Origin of the sequence: Burkholderia sp. Bmkn7, assembly GCF_041103175.1 — a bacterium.
GTDB classification, from domain to species: Bacteria; Pseudomonadota; Gammaproteobacteria; order Burkholderiales; family Burkholderiaceae; genus Burkholderia; species Burkholderia cepacia.
This window is the reverse complement of sequence record NZ_JBGCUH010000002.1, coordinates 1,639,066-1,653,890: the sequence shown is the minus strand read 5'-3', so window position 1 is coordinate 1,653,890 and position 14,825 is coordinate 1,639,066. Positions and strand designations below refer to the sequence as shown.

14 protein-coding genes are annotated in these 14,825 nt (G+C 68.8%); 6 read left to right on the top strand and 8 right to left on the bottom strand.

Going from position 1 to position 14,825, the window contains the following annotated elements:
• Nucleotides 1–32: 32 nt before the first annotated feature.
• The 3 genes from AB3K92_RS13420 to AB3K92_RS13410 are packed head-to-tail and all read right to left on the bottom strand — an operon-like array spanning nucleotide 33 to nucleotide 2,711.
• Nucleotides 33–1,055: a DUF2891 domain-containing protein gene (locus tag AB3K92_RS13420; RefSeq protein ID WP_369465240.1), complete on the bottom strand. Its 1,023-nt coding sequence runs from the start codon at nucleotides 1,053–1,055 to the stop codon at nucleotides 33–35.
• A 19-nt stretch (nucleotides 1,056–1,074) separates the two neighbouring features.
• Nucleotides 1,075–2,025, bottom strand: a complete 951-nt coding sequence (locus AB3K92_RS13415) for a DUF979 domain-containing protein (protein WP_318827971.1) — start codon at nucleotides 2,023–2,025, stop codon at nucleotides 1,075–1,077.
• On the bottom strand, nucleotides 2,022–2,711 hold the full coding sequence (locus AB3K92_RS13410; RefSeq protein ID WP_021157620.1) for a DUF969 domain-containing protein: 690 nt from the start codon (nucleotides 2,709–2,711) through the stop codon (nucleotides 2,022–2,024). Before AB3K92_RS13410 ends, AB3K92_RS13415 begins: the two co-directional genes overlap by 4 nt.
• A gap of 334 nt (nucleotides 2,712–3,045) precedes the next feature.
• Between AB3K92_RS13410 and AB3K92_RS13405 the strand changes: the two genes are divergently transcribed.
• Nucleotides 3,046–3,270, top strand: coding sequence for a hypothetical protein (locus AB3K92_RS13405; protein WP_021157619.1), 225 nt, complete (start codon nucleotides 3,046–3,048; stop codon nucleotides 3,268–3,270).
• Nucleotides 3,271–3,327: 57 nt separating this feature from the next.
• On the opposite strand, the gene AB3K92_RS13400 is transcribed toward AB3K92_RS13405, so the two are convergent.
• Nucleotides 3,328–3,756 (bottom strand): hypothetical protein, encoded by a 429-nt coding sequence (locus AB3K92_RS13400; protein WP_059484224.1) that lies wholly within the window; start codon nucleotides 3,754–3,756, stop codon nucleotides 3,328–3,330.
• Nucleotides 3,757–4,094: 338 nt separating this feature from the next.
• On the opposite strand from AB3K92_RS13400, the gene AB3K92_RS13395 reads away from it, so the two are divergent.
• Nucleotides 4,095–5,099, top strand: a complete 1,005-nt coding sequence (locus AB3K92_RS13395; RefSeq protein WP_369465239.1) for a chemotaxis response regulator protein-glutamate methylesterase — start codon at nucleotides 4,095–4,097, stop codon at nucleotides 5,097–5,099.
• A 55-nt stretch (nucleotides 5,100–5,154) separates the two neighbouring features.
• On the top strand, nucleotides 5,155–6,222 hold the full coding sequence (locus AB3K92_RS13390; RefSeq protein WP_042977849.1) for a PleD family two-component system response regulator: 1,068 nt from the start codon (nucleotides 5,155–5,157) through the stop codon (nucleotides 6,220–6,222).
• A 62-nt stretch (nucleotides 6,223–6,284) separates the two neighbouring features.
• Here AB3K92_RS13390 and AB3K92_RS13385 read toward each other — a convergent pair whose 3' ends face one another.
• Nucleotides 6,285–8,534 carry a putative bifunctional diguanylate cyclase/phosphodiesterase gene (locus AB3K92_RS13385; RefSeq protein WP_369465238.1) on the bottom strand — a complete coding sequence of 750 codons (2,250 nt, stop codon included), beginning with the start codon at nucleotides 8,532–8,534 and terminating at the stop codon, nucleotides 6,285–6,287.
• A 596-nt stretch (nucleotides 8,535–9,130) separates the two neighbouring features.
• On the opposite strand from AB3K92_RS13385, the gene AB3K92_RS13380 reads away from it, so the two are divergent.
• Complete coding sequence (locus AB3K92_RS13380; protein ID WP_060331965.1) at nucleotides 9,131–9,853, top strand: haloacid dehalogenase type II; 723 nt, start codon at nucleotides 9,131–9,133, stop codon at nucleotides 9,851–9,853.
• Between the two features lie 55 nt (nucleotides 9,854–9,908).
• Entirely contained in the window at nucleotides 9,909–10,919 is a 1,011-nt protein-coding gene (locus tag AB3K92_RS13375; protein WP_369465237.1) for a hypothetical protein, read from the top strand.
• Here AB3K92_RS13375 and AB3K92_RS13370 read toward each other — a convergent pair.
• The 3 genes from AB3K92_RS13370 to AB3K92_RS13360 all read right to left on the bottom strand — a co-directional run bounded on the left by AB3K92_RS13370 (nucleotide 10,916) and on the right by AB3K92_RS13360 (nucleotide 13,314).
• On the bottom strand, nucleotides 10,916–11,413 hold the full coding sequence (locus AB3K92_RS13370) for an SRPBCC family protein (protein ID WP_021163341.1): 498 nt from the start codon (nucleotides 11,411–11,413) through the stop codon (nucleotides 10,916–10,918). The genes AB3K92_RS13375 and AB3K92_RS13370 overlap by 4 nt on opposite strands.
• Nucleotides 11,414–11,472: 59 nt before the next feature.
• A complete protein-coding gene (locus AB3K92_RS13365; RefSeq protein ID WP_175895608.1) occupies nucleotides 11,473–12,264 on the bottom strand; it encodes a uracil permease in 792 nt (263 codons plus the stop codon).
• 90 nt (nucleotides 12,265–12,354) lie between these two features.
• Complete coding sequence (locus AB3K92_RS13360) at nucleotides 12,355–13,314, bottom strand: LysR family transcriptional regulator (RefSeq protein WP_021163344.1); 960 nt, start codon at nucleotides 13,312–13,314, stop codon at nucleotides 12,355–12,357.
• Between the two features lie 157 nt (nucleotides 13,315–13,471).
• Here AB3K92_RS13360 and AB3K92_RS13355 point away from each other — a divergent pair, with 157 nt between their 5' ends.
• A complete protein-coding gene (locus AB3K92_RS13355; protein WP_021163346.1) occupies nucleotides 13,472–14,791 on the top strand; it encodes an MFS transporter in 1,320 nt (439 codons plus the stop codon).
• Nucleotides 14,792–14,825 lie beyond the last annotated feature (34 nt).

The following is a 14,825-nucleotide window of genomic DNA, read 5'->3' as shown; positions in this document are numbered from 1 at the left end:
CGATGACCTTGCCGCCCGTGGGGTTTCGCGCGCTACGCCTCCAGCGCGAGCAACGCGAACGTCGCGAGCCAGTGCTCGCCCATGTAGTCGCCGGCCACGTGCGCGAGCGCGCTCGCGAGGTGCCGGCCGGCCGCATCGAGCAGCTTCGCGCGCCGCGCGTCGCCTTCCGGCAGCGCGCCGGCGAGCGCGCGCTGGCACCACGCGCGGCTCAGGTTCAGCCCGTCGAGGTGAGCGATCTTGCCGTCGCTGCGATCGCTGACCGTCGCCGGCTCGAACAGCGTCGCCGGCTCGCCGCGCGCGAGATCGGGCAGGAAGCGCGCGAACCAGCCGTCGAATTCGGCGGCCGGCAGCACGCGCCGCATCAGCTCGGCCTCCATCAGCGCGGGCGACAGGAATTCGTCGCCCGACGGCTCCCACGCCTGGCACCCGACGTCGTTCAGGTGCCAGCGCTTCGCGGTATCGACGATCAGCGCCGCGAGCCCGTCGCGCTGCGTGTCGCGCGCGAAGTCGAGCGTGAGCGCCAGCGCGAACGCGGTGTTGAAGTGCGTGCCGACGCGCAGCGGATAGGTCGCTTTCGGCAGGAAGGTCTCGAAGCGCGACACGAACAGGTCGGTGAGCGGTGCCATCGTCTTCGCCCAGCGCGCGGCCTGCGGCAGCGCGCCCCTCAGCGCGAGCCGCTCGAGCTGCGCGGCGAGCGCGAGCAGCCACGCCCAGCCGTAAGGCCGCTCGAAGCCGCTGTTGTGCGGCAGCGCGAGGTACGCCCGCTCGCCGGCGACGTTCGCATCGGTGAAGTGCGCATCGACGATCGCGACGATGCGTTCGGCCTCCGGCAACGCCGGGTAGCGTTCGAGCACGCGCAGCACGAGCCAGTAACCGTGCACGCACGAGTGCCAGTCGTAGCTGCCGTAGAAGATCGGGTGCAGCGCGCGCGGCCCCTGCACATCTTGCGGGCCGGCGAGCGAATGCGTGAGCTTGTTCGGATATTCGCGGGTCAGGTGCGCGAGCGCGAGCGACGCGAACTTCGACGCGAGTTCGGGAGTGAGTCGGTCGGTCATGAGGATCTCGTCCATCGAGTCAGAAGCGGAATGCGAACGCATACATCAGCAGCGTGTTCACGGCGAGCAGCAGCACGGCGGTCGGCCACTGCGCCTTGATCACGCCGTTCTTGTCCTTCAGTTCGAGCAGCGCCGCCGGCACGATGTTGAAGTTCGCGGCCATCGGCGTCATCAGCGTACCGCAGAAGCCGCTCAGCATCCCGATCGCGCCGACGATCGCCGGATTGCCGTGGAACTGGTGGACGATCAGCGGCAGGCCGATGCCGGCCGTCATCACGGGGAACGCGGCGAAGCCGTTGCCCATGATCATCGTGAACAGCGCCATGCCGACCGTATAGGCCGCGACCACCGCGAACGGCGAATCGATCGGCACCCACGCCTTCACGAGCCCCGACACCACGCCGCCGACACCGGCGACCGCGAACAGCGCGCCGAGCGCCGCGAGCATCTGCGGCAGGATCGCGGCCCAGCCGACCGCATCCATCGTATGGCGTGCCTCCCTCACCGCATGCACCGGCGAATCGCGCAGCATCGCGAGCGCGACGACGAACGCGACGAGCGTGCCGAGCACGAGCGAGATCAGCGTCACGCTCTTCTGGTCGACGAACGGCACGAGCTTGAGCGCGAACGTGCCGATCAGCGTGACGACCGGAATCAGCAGCGCGGGCAGGAACAGCCGGTTGCCGAAGCGCTGCGCGAGTGTCTCGCGGCGCACGGCCGCCGCTTCGCCGGCTTCGTCGGACCTGCCGCGCCCGAGCTTGCCGGAGCCCGCGATCACCGCGAGCGCGATCGCGAGGCAGCCCGTCACGAAGTGCGGCAGCAGCGCGCCGAACAGGAACGTGACCGCGTAGATCGCCCAGAACGCGAAATTGACGACGCGGCGCGGGTTCGTGCGATCCGTCAGGTTGAAGCACGCGAACGCGGCGAACATCAACCCCGCGAGCGTGTACAGCGATTCGAGGCCGATCATCGCGCGCCCTCCTGCTTCACCAGGCCGAAGCCGCGCGTGAGCCGGCGGTCGAGCAGCGCGAGGCGCGTGCAGTGGATCAGCAGCGCGGCGATCGCGGTCGGGATCGCCCACACCGACAGGTGCAGCGGTTCGATGGAAATCCCGTTCTGTTCGAGAAAGCCCTTGATCAGCAGGATCGACTGGATCGCGATGAAGATGTCCTCGCCGAAGAACACGGCGACGTTGTCGACGCCCGACGCATGCGCGCGGATCTGCTGGCGCACCGCTTCGGGCAGCTCGCCGTGCCGGTTGACCGCGGCGGCCTCGGCCATCGGCGCGATCAGCGGCCGCACCATCTGCGCATGGCCGCCGAGCGACGTGAGGCCGAGCGCGGCCGTCGCCTGGCGCAGCACGAAGTACAGCATCAGCACGCGGCCGGTGGTGGCTGCCTGCACACGCGAGATCATCCGCTTCGCCTGCTCCTTGAGCCCGTTGCGCTCGAGCAGCGCGATCACCGGCAGCGTCAGCCAGATCAGCCCCATGTAGCGGTTTTCGGTGAACGCCTTGCCGAACGCGCTGACGATGTCGACGAGATTCAGCCCGCCAGCCAGCCCCGTCGCGAGCCCCGCGATCGTGACCACCAGCAGCGCATTGAAGCGCAGCGCAAAACCGATCACGACGATCGGCACCCCAATCAGCACCAGCATTGCTCCTCCTTGTATCGGACGCGCGGCGCCTTGGCAACGCGCCGCCTGCCCGGTTTGGACCGGGCTCTGACGGCGCAATCTAGCACGAGACTTTATCGATAAAAAGTCGACAATTTGCTGCTGCGGGTAAACGTTGAAGTGTGCGGACACCGTGCCCGGGCCATGCGTCGGCGATGTTTCATCCGAGGAATCGGCGGCTGGCCGGCACGGACGCACCGGTCGCGGCACGCGCGTGGCCGCCCCGGAGGGCGGCGTGCGACGGGCCGCCGCGCGTGGCGGAGCCCCGGTGCGCCGACTAAACTGGAAAGCATCGGCAACGGACGGGAGAGCCGCCATGATTGACGTATTCCAGACCATCGGCAGCCGCGCGTTCTCCGCTCATCTGGCGAAGGACGGGATGGTGACGCTGATGGAGCAACGCCATGAGGTCGATCGCGTGACGCTCGCGACCGCGTATGCCGCGCTCGTCGAGGAAACCGAGCAGGAAGACGACCTGCTCGACGCGACGGTCGAAGGCATGATGCGCGCGCTGATCCAGGGGTACGCGCGCAGCCATTGACGGCGCGGCCGGTTTCCTCCGGCGCCCGCCGAAGCGGACCACGGGCCCGCGCAGGCGCTATGCGGCCGGCGTCCCGGCGCCCATGTCGAACCACCGGCCCGCGCGCAGTTGCCGGTAGTCGGCCTGCGTGAAGATCCTCAGCAGGTTCGCGACCGCGCCGTTGCTGGCGCGGTCGAGTGCCGTCATGAAGGCTTCGACTTCGTCGCGGCCGGCAAACAGGATCGTGCGGAAGTAGCGTTCGCGTTCCGCATCGGACAGGTTCGTCGCGCTCAGCTGGCAGGGATGATGAAGCGCCGCGAACAGGAAGTAGTAGCGCTCGGCGTCGTCGCGCAGCACGCGCACCGCGTCGGGTTCGACCGGGAAATCGCGGTGGAACGACGCGTGTCCGCTCTCGATGTAGATCCGGTACAGCAACCGGCCGTCATGCTCGGTCACGATCGGCGCCCCCGGGTCGCGGCTGACGAGTACGGTGTCGGGCACGGCCATCCTGAGTTCTCCCCGTCTTTTTCTTCGAAGCCGCCACGGTAACATGCCGGCTTCCGCGGCCTGCCGTGCCGAAACCGCACGACCGTGCACGCGCGCGCGGGCTGGCCCGATTCCGCCGCCCGCCGCACAGCCATAGAGGAAACGCACTGAATCGGCGCAATGCGCAAATTTTTCGATTGCCGCCGCCCGCGCCGCATGACAGCATTCGGGGCGTCGCCAACCGAAAAGAATGCCGTGCCGTCCGGCCGCCGATGCCGTCCGGCGGCGCCGAACAGGCCCCCTCCTTCCATGAACCCGGCCCACCTCCAGCATCACGAACCGACCGGAGAATTCCGCTTGTGAACATCGGCATCGTCAACGACCTCCCGCTTGCCGTCGAGGCGATGCGCCGCGCGATCGCGCGACGGCCCGAGCACCGCGTGCTGTGGGTCGCGACCGACGGCGCGCAAGCCGTCGAACTATGCGCCACGCAGCCGCCCGACGTCGTGCTGATGGACCTGATCATGCCGAAATTCGACGGGATCGAAGCGACGCGGCGGATCATGCGATCCGAACGACCGTGCGCGATCCTGATCGTGACGAGCTGCATCGGCGCGAATGCGTGGCGCGTGTTCGAGGCGATGGGCGCCGGCGCGCTCGACGCGGTCGATACGCCGCGGCTCGGCGACGGCTCGGCCGGCGACACGACCCGGCTGCTGCTCGCGAAGATCGACCAGATCGGCCGCCTGCTCGACGCGCCCGGCGGCTCGCGCCTCGCCGGCACGCCCGCGCGCACCGGCGGCGGACCGCTGATCGCGATCGGCGCATCGGCCGGCGGCCCCGGCGCGCTCGCGTCGGTCCTCGGCGGCCTGCCGGCCGATTTCAACGCACCGATCGTGATCGTGCAGCACGTCGACCGCGCGTTCGCCGAAGGCATGGCGCAATGGCTCGACGGCCAGACGTCGCTCGCCGTGCGCGTCGCGCGCGAAGGCGACCGCCCGCAGCCGGGCGTCGCGCTGCTCGCCGCGACCGACGACCACCTGCGCATCACGCGCGCCGGCACGCTCGAATACACGCGCGAGCCGGCCGCCACGCCGTATCGCCCGTCGGTCGACGTGTTCTTCAACAGCCTGACCGAGCACTGGCCCGGCCGCGTGATCGGCGTGCTGCTCACGGGGATGGGCCGCGACGGCGCGATCGGCCTGAAGGCGCTGCGGATGAAGGGCTACCATACGATCGCGCAGGACGAGGCGACGAGCGCCGTCTACGGCATGCCGAAGGCGGCCGCGACGCTCGGCGCGGCGCGCGCGATCCTGCCGCTCGGACGCATCGCGGGCGAGCTGGCGGCGCTCGCGCGGATCTGAGCCCGATGAACCCGCGCAACACCCATGCCTGCTTTCGCAACAACCCGCATCGACCATGACCATTGACCCGACTCGCCCGCCAGGCGGCCCCTACGTGCCGCCCGCCGACGTGCCGGCGATGGTGCTGCTGGTCGACGACCAGACGATCGTCGCGGAAGCCGTGCGGCGCGCGCTCGTCGACGAGGAAGGCATCGATTTCCACTATTGCCCGCGTTCGGACGACGCGATGGCCACCGCGATCGAGACGCGGCCGACCGTGATCCTGCAGGACCTCGTGATGCCCGGCACCGACGGGCTGAGCCTCGTGAAGGCGTACCGGACGAATCCGGCGACGCGCGACGTGCCGATCATCGTGCTGTCGACGCAGGAAGAGCCCGTGATCAAGAGCGCCGCCTTCGCGGCCGGCGCGAACGACTACCTCGTGAAGCTGCCCGACCGCATCGAGCTCGTCGCGCGCGTGCGCTACCACTCGCGCTCGTACATGAACCTGCTGCAGCGCGACGAGGCCTATCGCGCGCTGCGGCAATCGCAGCAGCAGTTGCTCGAAGCCAATCTCGAGCTGCGGCGCCTCACGCATTCGGACGGCCTCACCGGGCTGTCGAACCGGCGCTATCTCGACGAATACCTCGCCGCCGAATGGCGGCGCGGCACGCGCGAGCGCAGCGAGCTGTCGCTGCTGATGATCGACGTCGACAATTTCAAGCTGTACAACGACACGTACGGCCACGTGTCGGGCGACAGCGTGCTCAAGCAGATCGCGTCGACCATCGAGCGCTGTCTCGGCCAGTCGGGGGATCTCGCCGCGCGTTTCGGCGGCGAGGAATTCGCGGTCGTGATGCCGGCCACGTCGCCGGGTGCCGCGCGGCTGCTCGGCGAGAAGATCCGCCTCGCGATCGAGGCGCTGCGGCTACGGCATGCGCATTCGTCGACGGGCAATACCGTGACGATCAGCATCGGCGGCGCGACCATCGTGCCGACGCCCGGCCTGCCGACGACCGTGCTGATCGAAGCGGCCGACCGCGCGCTCTATCGCGCGAAGCACGAGGGCAAGAACCGCGTCGAGATCGACGCGACGCCGACCCCGCCCGTCCCCGGCGGCTTCGGTGCGCCGCGCGCCGACTGAACGCTGAACGCTGAACGCTGAACGCCGAACGCTGAACACTGAACGCCGGCTCGGCGCCTCGCTCACGCGGCGCCGAACCGGCGTGCGTAGTCGCTCGGGTCGAGCGGGCGGCTGAACAGGTAGCCCTGCTGCATGTCGCAGCCGATCTGCTGCAGGAACCGCGACTGCGCCTGCGTCTCGACCCCTTCGGCCGTGACCTTCATCCCGAGCGAATGCGCCATCGCGACGACGGCCTGCGTGATCGCCACCGAATCGTGATGATCGGGCACGCCCGACACGAACGAGCGGTCGACCTTCAGGTTGTGCAGCGGAAAGCGCTTCAGGTACGCGAGCGACGAATAGCCGGTGCCGAAATCGTCGACCGAGATGCGCACGTTCATGTCCGTGAGCGCCTCGAGCATCGGCAGCACGGTGTCCGTGTCGTTCATCAGCAGTCCTTCTGTAATCTCGAGCTCGAGCGCGGACGGATCGAGCCGCGTCTGCGCGAGGCAGCGACCGACCGACTCGACGAGGCCTTCGTGAAACTGCCGCGGCGACAGGTTGACGGCCAGCACCAGGTCGGGCGCGATCGTGCGACGCCATTCGGCCGCCTGACGGCACGCGGTTTCGAGCACCCACTGGCCGATCGCGACGATCTGCCCCGTATCTTCCGCGACCGGAATGAACTCCGCCGGCGACATCGGCCCGAGCTCGGGGCTCGTCCAGCGCAGCAGCGCCTCGGCGCCGACGGTGCGGCCGCTGCGCGCGTCGACGACGGGCTGATACGCGAGCCGCAGCATGTCCGACGCGAGCGCACGCCGCAGCGACTGCTCGATCGCGAAGCGGCGCTGCAGCCGCAGGTTGAGCTGCGCGGTGAAGAACGTGAAGTGGTTGCGGCCGCGCTGCTTCGCGTCGTACATCGCGGAATCGGCGTTGCGCATCAACGTGACGGCATCGTCGCCGTCGCGCGGCGCGACGCTGATCCCGATCGACACGCCGAGCCAGTATTCGTTGTTCGCGATCGCGAACGGCTTCGCTATCGCGTCGATCACCTCGCGCGCGAGCACCGCGAGCCGGTCGGGATCGTCGCAGTCGTCGACGAGGATCACGAACTCGTCGCCGCCGACGCGCGTGAGCGCATGCTGCCCGCCTCCGCATGCCGCGAGCCGCGCCGCGACGCTGCGCAGCAGCGCGTCGCCCGCGTCGTGGCCGGCCGTGTCGTTGACCTTCTTGAAGCCGACGAGATCGATGAACAGGATCGCGACGCGCGCGGGCCCGCCCGCCGCATCGTGGCCGCCGAACAGCTCGCGCATGCGGTCGCCGAGCCAGCGGCGGTTGTAGAGGCCCGTCAGCGCATCGCGCGTCGCCAGGTAGCGCAGCTGCTCCTGCGCTTCGCGCACGGGGCCGATGTCGTTGAATGAGACGAGCACCGAGTCGGCCTGCGTTTCGCCCGGCTTCACGATCGGCACCGCGTTGCCGCGCACCCAGATGGTGTCGCCGTCCGCCAGGCCGAAACCGACCGTGTAGTCGAGCATCGGCGTGGCCGTTTCGAGCGCGCGCCGGCTCGGCCAGTCGTCGGGCGCGATCGGCGTGCCGTCCTCGCGCAGCTTGCGCAGGATCACCGTCGACAGACTGCGGCCGACGAGGTCGCCCTTCACGCGCATCATCCGGTTCGCACTCGGGTTGCTCGCGACCACCACGCCATCGCGCGACACGACGAGGATCCCTTCGTTCAGGCTGTTCACCACGAGCCGGTGATGTTCCTCGCTGCGCGCGAGCTGTCGCGCGATCCGGTCCTGGTGCACCGCGAGGCCGACGCTGTTGCCGATGTCGCGCAGCAGTTCGGTTTCCTCATCGCCCGGCCGGCGCGGCATGCGGTGATAGACGGCGAACGCGCCCAGCACGGCGCCCGCGTCGTCGAGGAACGGCACCGACCAGCACGCGCGCAGGCCCAGCGGCAGCGCAACCGCACGATAGTCAGCCCACAGGGGATCGGTTTCGATATCCTCGACGACGACCATCCGGCGCAGGTACATCGCCGTGCCGCACGAGCCGGCCACCGGCCCGATCGTCGCGCCTTCGATCGCCGCGCTGTACTGCCGGGGCAGCGACGGCGCGGCGCCGACGTGCACGTGCACGCCGTCGATGTCGAGCAGCAGGATCGTGCACGACGCGCCGTCGCCGAGCAAAGCCTCGGCGCGCCGGCAGACTTCGACGAGCAGCTCCGGCAGCGGTGTGTTGCGCGTGATCAGCCTCAGCACGCTTTGCTCGGACGCGAGCACTTCCGCCGCGAGCCCGAGACTGTAACGAGAACTTTGCGGTTCGGTATTCAAGATGAATCCTGCCGTCTGTCCGATCGGGTCTGATGCGCCCGATTCGTTTTCGATCCTTCGTGCCGTTTTTCGCTCCGGGTATACGCCGATGCCCGGTGCGCCCCGTATTGCACGCGGTGCCAACGCGCGCCGAAATACATTTAACACCAATCCGTGGCAACCCGGGCGTCCATGCGCATCAGGGGTTACACGCGGTCGATGCGGCATGTGCGGCCGGCAGTCGGTCCGCCGGAAGACCTGCGCGCGGCGCGACCGCTCCGGGCAAGGCCGCGCGCCATGCGGGCCGTGTTCGAAAGCGATTCGTCAGCTTGCGGCGGCGCCCCGGCTCCGTTCGCGTTCGATCGTCCGCGCCGGGATCCGTGCGCGTGATCGCCCTTGATGCGTTGGTCGCGGCCGTGACCGCCATGCTCCGGGTGCCGCGCTCGGCCGTCGGCGCGCGCCGCTGCCCTGCTTCTCCGTTCCGGCGCGGCCGGACTGCATCGGGCCCGGCAGGCCGCGTTTTCGCATCCGTGATTCAATGTCGATGGCTCCGGCGCCGCGCATCGCGCGCGGCACGGCGATGTGCACCCTCATCGATTGACCTTCACAGGATCACCATGACGAACCCTGCCGATATCAAGGCGCTCGTTTTCGATGTCTTCGGAACGATCGTCGACTGGAGAAGCGGCGTCGCACGCGGCGCCGCCGCGTTCCTCGACCGCTACGCACCCGCCCTCGACCCGCTCGAATTCGCCGATGCGTGGCGGGCCGAATATTCGCCGTCGATGGAAGAAATCCGCAGCGGGCGCCGCCGCTACGTGCGGCTCGACGTCCTGCACCGCGAGAACCTCGTGCGCACGCTCGACCGCTACGGAATCGTCGACGTGCCCGACGCCGACATCGACGCACTCAACCTCGCGTGGCACAGCCTCGACCCGTGGCCCGACGCCGTCGCGGCGCTGCAGCGGCTGAAGCGACGCTTCATCATCGCGCCGCTGTCGAACGGCAACATCCGGCTGATGGTCGACGTCGCGAAACGCGCGGGGCTGCCGTGGGATGCGATCCTCGGCGCGGAAGTCGTGCGCGCGTACAAGCCGTCGCCGCAGGTGTACAGCGATACCGTCGAGATTCTCGGCATCGAGCCGGCGGAGCTGTGCCTGGTCGCCGCGCACAACGGCGATCTCGCGGCCGCACGCCGGCAGGGGCTGTCGACCGCGTTCGTGCTGCGGCCGACCGAACACGGGCCCGGCCAGACGACCGACCTGCGAGCCGCCGATCAGTGGGATTTCGACGTCAAGGACCTGAACGAACTCGCGGACCGACTGGGCTGCCCGGGTTGAAGGCCTCCGGGTCGGGGCGCGCGAGCGTGGCACTGGCGGCCGCGATGCGGCGCCGGTGGAACGGCGCGTCAAGCAGGACAAACGCGCCGACAGACGACTGGTAGACTCCGCAAACCTTGTCCCATTGCAGCCGCCTGCCCTCATGTCGTCACCCCTGCGTCTTGTCGAAGGCAAACTGACCGCGATGCGCTTTCTCGAGCGCCCCGACCAGGGCAGTGCCGGAAGCCGTCAGGTGCCGCCCGTCGACCCCGAAGCCCGCAAGAAGTCGCTCGGCTACTGGTTCACGCACACCGTGGTGCCGATCCTCGCGGCACTCACCGGCAACGGGGCCGCGGCCAATGCCCTGGTGTTCCAGCAAGCCGACGAGGATCTCGTCCTGGCCGAGTTGAACGCCGCGGCCGACAAGGTCGAGCATCCGGCGACGTGGTCGTACGCGAACCTGCGCGAAACCAGGACCTTCGCGTCGGCAAACGCGTTCGTGACCGTGGGGAAGAACGGCAAGATCCTGTTCGCGAAGCTACCGGTCGAAATCGAAATCGGCGGCGAGTCGTACCGCGGGTTCCTCGGCGGGCAATGCTTCGACGTCGGCGACGACGTGGTTGCCGTGGTCGATCGCCGTGGCCGCCTGTTCGCGCTGTCGTCGCCGGACCGGCGCCGCACGGTCATGGATCACACGTGCAGCGACACAGGGCTGGCCGGCCTGACGCACGACCTCTGGCTGGCGTGGAAATGGATGTTCATCGGCATGAACTGCTTTGTCGTCCCGATCATGATCCTGCTGCTCTGGACCGGCGACGACGGCTTTTCCAACCTGGGTGTCGACCTGGCCATGCTGCTGGGCGGGCCGGCCGCGATCGGCGTCATGCTCGCGCTGCTCCTGGGCGTGCGGTTGTCGTGGGCCGACTGGCTGCCGGCGTGGCGCACGTCGGGCATCCTGAAGGCGCTGGGCCGCCCGGATCTGTGCACGGTCGATTTCCTGGATACACGCACCGAGGCCGAACGCAACGGCCAGGTACGCGACACGGATGTCGGGCAAATCTATTACGCGCCCGCGCCCAAGCCCTAGCGCACCGTCTCCATCGCACCCGCCCGCCCCTGCGCCGCCATCGCGAGACGCCGCCAGTTGCGGGCCGCATACCGGTGCGCCTGCTGCAACGCGAGCCACAACCCGATCTGCCGAACCGGCCTGAAGAGGCCACGCGCGCTGAACACGGTGCGCCGTTCGACGCGCGTCCTGCCGCCTTCCACCGGTGTCAGCGTGAATTCGTCCTCAAGCAGGCCGACCCAGTCGCGACACCACACCGTCGACGCCACCATCCGGTAACGCAGCCGGCGATGCTCGTCGAGGACCAGGATGCGCTGATCGATGGTGCCGCGATCGGTCGTGCACTGCCGCGTGTTGCCGACGGCCGGCACGCCTTCGAGCACGCGGCAGCTGACCGGCTTCGGCACGCCGAGGCGGAACAGCAACGGCCGCGTGTCGTCCATCCGGGCATGGAGGAAATGCGGCCAGACATGCTCGGGCCGGCAATCGAACGTCCACTGCGAATGAATTTCCACGACCGTCTCCTGGCGGTTGCCGGTGCGGGCATGATGACACAACCGCCCCGCCGCATTCGTCACTTCACGACCGCCCGCCACGCGGTTCGCGCGTAGACGAGCAGCAACGGCAGCAGCGCCAGCGCGAACAGCAGGCCAAGCGCCAGCACCCACACCGGCCACTGTTCGGGATTCCCCTGCACCCAGTAGCGGTACGGCACGCTCAGGAACCCGATTTCCATCAGCAGCGCGCCGAGCGGCACGAGCGCGTTCATCACCGCGGCCACGCCGAATCGGGCCGCACCGTCGATGTTCTTCCCCGCGCCGTACGCCGCGATCAGGTACACGAAATACCCGATGATCGCGACCATCAGCGCGCCGCCGGCCAGCAAGCCGACACTGCGCACACTGCGTTCATGCAACTGGGTGGCCCCGGCCGGCAACACGACATCGATCTTCTCGCCGATCTCCGGCACGCCGCCGGATCGGATGTTGCCCGGCAGCACGACCCGCTCGCCATCCGGCATCACGGCTTCCAGGATCGACGTGTACTTGATGCACCGATATCGGTCGGTGCGCCCGCTGCTGTCGCGTCGCTCGCAGGTGTCCCACTCGGACTGGTAGGACACGACGGTCGCCTCGTATTTCGGCAACACCGCCAGTGTGTAGAGTTCGTCGCCGATCCAGTACGCGAACGGGAAAAGCAGCGACACCAGGCAAAAGCACACGAGCCACCAGAAGGCGACCGCGCCGCCCGCCCCGCGCTTGCCGCCGGTCTGTCGGCGCACCACGCGCGACGCGAGCCAGTATGCGGCCACGCCGAATACCGCCACACAGACCACGAACACCTTGCCCGCCTGCGTCAACGCCATCTGCATTTCCCCCGATAAGCGGCCGGATCTTCGTCGGCCATTCTTTCAATTCAGATCAACTCGTTCGTCACCGCCCCGCCCGCCATCCCGTCAGGCCGGCTCGCCGACGAATCTCAGCGCCCCCGATTCGCCCGACAGCAGCGCGCGATTCGCGTCCGCCGCCGCGCGCAGGTAATCCCACAGCGCGGTCACGCGCCGCAGCTTGCGCAGATCCTCGCGGCACGTCAGCCAGAAGCACCGCGTGACGACCACGTCGTCCGGCAGCACGGGCACCAGCGCCGGCTGCGTGGCCGCCATGAAGCACGGCAGGATCGCGAGCCCGCCGCCCTGCAGCGCCGCGAAATACTGCGCGATCACGCTCGTCGTGCGCAGCCCGGCCGTCGCGCCCGGCACCGCCCGGTCCAGGTACAGCAGTTCGTTGCTGAACGCGAGATCGTCGACGTAGCTGATGAACGCGTGCTCCGCGAGATCGTCGGTACAGGTGATCGGTGGATGGTTCGCGAGATAGTCGCGCGTCGCGTAGAGCCGCAACTGGTAATCGCACAGCTTCGTGACCACGTAAGGCCCGCGCTCGGGCCGCTCGAGCGTGATCGCGAGGTCCGCCTCGCGCTTGGGCAGGTTGACGAAATGCGGCACCGGCAGCAGGTCGACCGTCACGTGCGGATGCTCGGCGCGAAACTGCGCGAGCTGCGGCGCGAGGAAAAAGCACCCGAACCCCTCGGTCGACCCGATCCGCACATGGCCCGACAGCGCCTCGCCCGTATTCGCGACCTGGTCGCATGCGGACTGCACGGTCGTCTCCATCGCATCCGCATACGCGACGAGCCGCTGGCCTTCGGCCGTCAGCGTGAAGCCGCCGGAACGCGACTTGTCGAACAGCAGCGTGCCCATCGCCGCCTCGAGCGCACGGATGCGCCGCGCGACGGTCGTGTAGTCGACGCCCAGCCGCTTCGCGGCGCCGCTCGCCCGCTGCGTGCGCGCGACTTCGAGGAAAAAGCGCAGGTCGTCCCAGTTCAGGTTGCCGGAAACCGGCTCGGTGGCATGTCGCATCGGCGAGGGAAAAAGGGGCTGGCGTCTCCGGGCCGGCCGTCGATATGCATAAATGCACATCCAACCGGTTTCTTTATCGGTACATGATGAATCTGCGCATAACTATACTCGACCGTGACCTGCGGACCACGAGCCGCGGCACCACCACGGAGACACCATGCAGACGCGATCCACCCTCGATGAGCATGCGACAGTCGCGGCACCTGCGCCCGAGCGCACCGCGAAGCACCACCTGCTGGCCGGCTGGGCCAGCATGGCCGGCACCACGATCGAGTGGTACGACTTCTTCCTCTACGGCACGGCGGCCGCGCTCGTGTTCAACCGCATCTTCTTCCCGTCGCTGGACCCCGTCGTCGGCACGCTCGCCGCGTTCGGCACGTTCGCGGTCGGCTTCATCGGGCGGCCGATGGGCGGCATCGTGTTCGGCCACTTCGGCGACCGCATCGGCCGCAAGTCGATGCTGATGATCACGCTGCTGCTGATGGGCGTGCCGAGCATGATCATCGGGCTGATCCCGTCGTACGACAGCATCGGCTACTGGGCCGCCGCGCTGCTGATCGGGATGCGGTTCCTGCAGGGGATGGCAGTGGGCGGCGAATGGGGCGGCGCGGTGCTGATGGCCGTCGAACACGCGCCGAAGGGCCGCAAGGGGCTGTTCGGCAGCCTGCCGCAGACGGGCGTCGGGCTCGGCCTGATCCTGTCGTCGGTCGCGATGGCCGCGGTGGCCGCGCTGCCGGAAGCCGACATGCTGTCGTGGGGCTGGCGCGTGCCGTTCCTCGCGAGCATCGCGCTCGTCGGCCTCGGCTGGTTCATCCGCGCGAAGGTGCCCGAGTCGCCCGACTTCGAGAAGATGCAGCGCCAGGGCAAGGCCGAGAAATCGCCGGTGACGGCCGCGCTGCGCCGCCATCCGCGCGAGGTGCTGACGATCGTCGGCGCACGCGCCGCCGAGAACACCTGGTTCTACATGGTCGTCACGTTCGCGCTCGCCTACGCGACGCAGCAGCTGCATCTGCCGAAGGCCGAGATGCTGCACGCGATCACGGCCGGCGCCGCGCTGTCGCTCGTCACGATGCCGCTGTGCGGCCATCTCAGCGACCGCATCGGCCAGCGCCGGATGTTCGCGATCGGCCTCGTGCTGATGTGCGCGTTCGCCGCGCCGTTCTTCCTGATGCTCGGCACGCAGCAGACGTCGACCGCGTGGTGGGCGATCGTGCTCGGCCTCGGCGTCGTGTTCCCGATTCTCTATGCGCCGGAATCGCTGCTGTTCGCGCAGCAGTTCCCGGCAGAGATCCGCTACAGCGGCATCTCGCTGTCGGTGCAGCTGGCCGGCGTGATCGGCGGCGGCTTCGCGCCGATGATCGCGACGTCGCTGCTGAAGGCCGGCGGCGGCCAGCCGCATTACGTGATCGCCTACCTCGTCGGCTTCGGCGTGTTCGCGCTCGTGTGTACCGCGTTGATGCGGCCGGCGCGCGCGTGAGCACGCCGCCGGCATCCGATCGATTCCAGTTCGT

Excerpts from the sequence above, each read along its gene's own strand:
- AB3K92_RS13380 (WP_060331965.1), top strand. The coding sequence starts at position 9,131 with ATGACGAACCCTGCCGATATCAAGGCGCTCGTTTTCGATGTCTTCGGA.
- AB3K92_RS13355 (WP_021163346.1), top strand. The coding sequence starts at position 13,472 with ATGCAGACGCGATCCACCCTCGATGAGCATGCGACAGTCGCGGCACCT.
- AB3K92_RS13415 (WP_318827971.1), bottom strand. The coding sequence starts at position 2,025 with ATGATCGGCCTCGAATCGCTGTACACGCTCGCGGGGTTGATGTTCGCC.
- AB3K92_RS13405 (WP_021157619.1), top strand. The coding sequence starts at position 3,046 with ATGATTGACGTATTCCAGACCATCGGCAGCCGCGCGTTCTCCGCTCAT.
- AB3K92_RS13420 (WP_369465240.1), bottom strand. The coding sequence starts at position 1,055 with ATGACCGACCGACTCACTCCCGAACTCGCGTCGAAGTTCGCGTCGCTC.
- AB3K92_RS13410 (WP_021157620.1), bottom strand. The coding sequence starts at position 2,711 with ATGCTGGTGCTGATTGGGGTGCCGATCGTCGTGATCGGTTTTGCGCTG.
- AB3K92_RS13390 (WP_042977849.1), top strand. The coding sequence starts at position 5,155 with ATGACCATTGACCCGACTCGCCCGCCAGGCGGCCCCTACGTGCCGCCC.
- AB3K92_RS13360 (WP_021163344.1), bottom strand. The coding sequence starts at position 13,314 with ATGCGACATGCCACCGAGCCGGTTTCCGGCAACCTGAACTGGGACGAC.
- AB3K92_RS13365 (WP_175895608.1), bottom strand. The coding sequence starts at position 12,264 with ATGGCGTTGACGCAGGCGGGCAAGGTGTTCGTGGTCTGTGTGGCGGTA.
- AB3K92_RS13400 (WP_059484224.1), bottom strand. The coding sequence starts at position 3,756 with ATGGCCGTGCCCGACACCGTACTCGTCAGCCGCGACCCGGGGGCGCCG.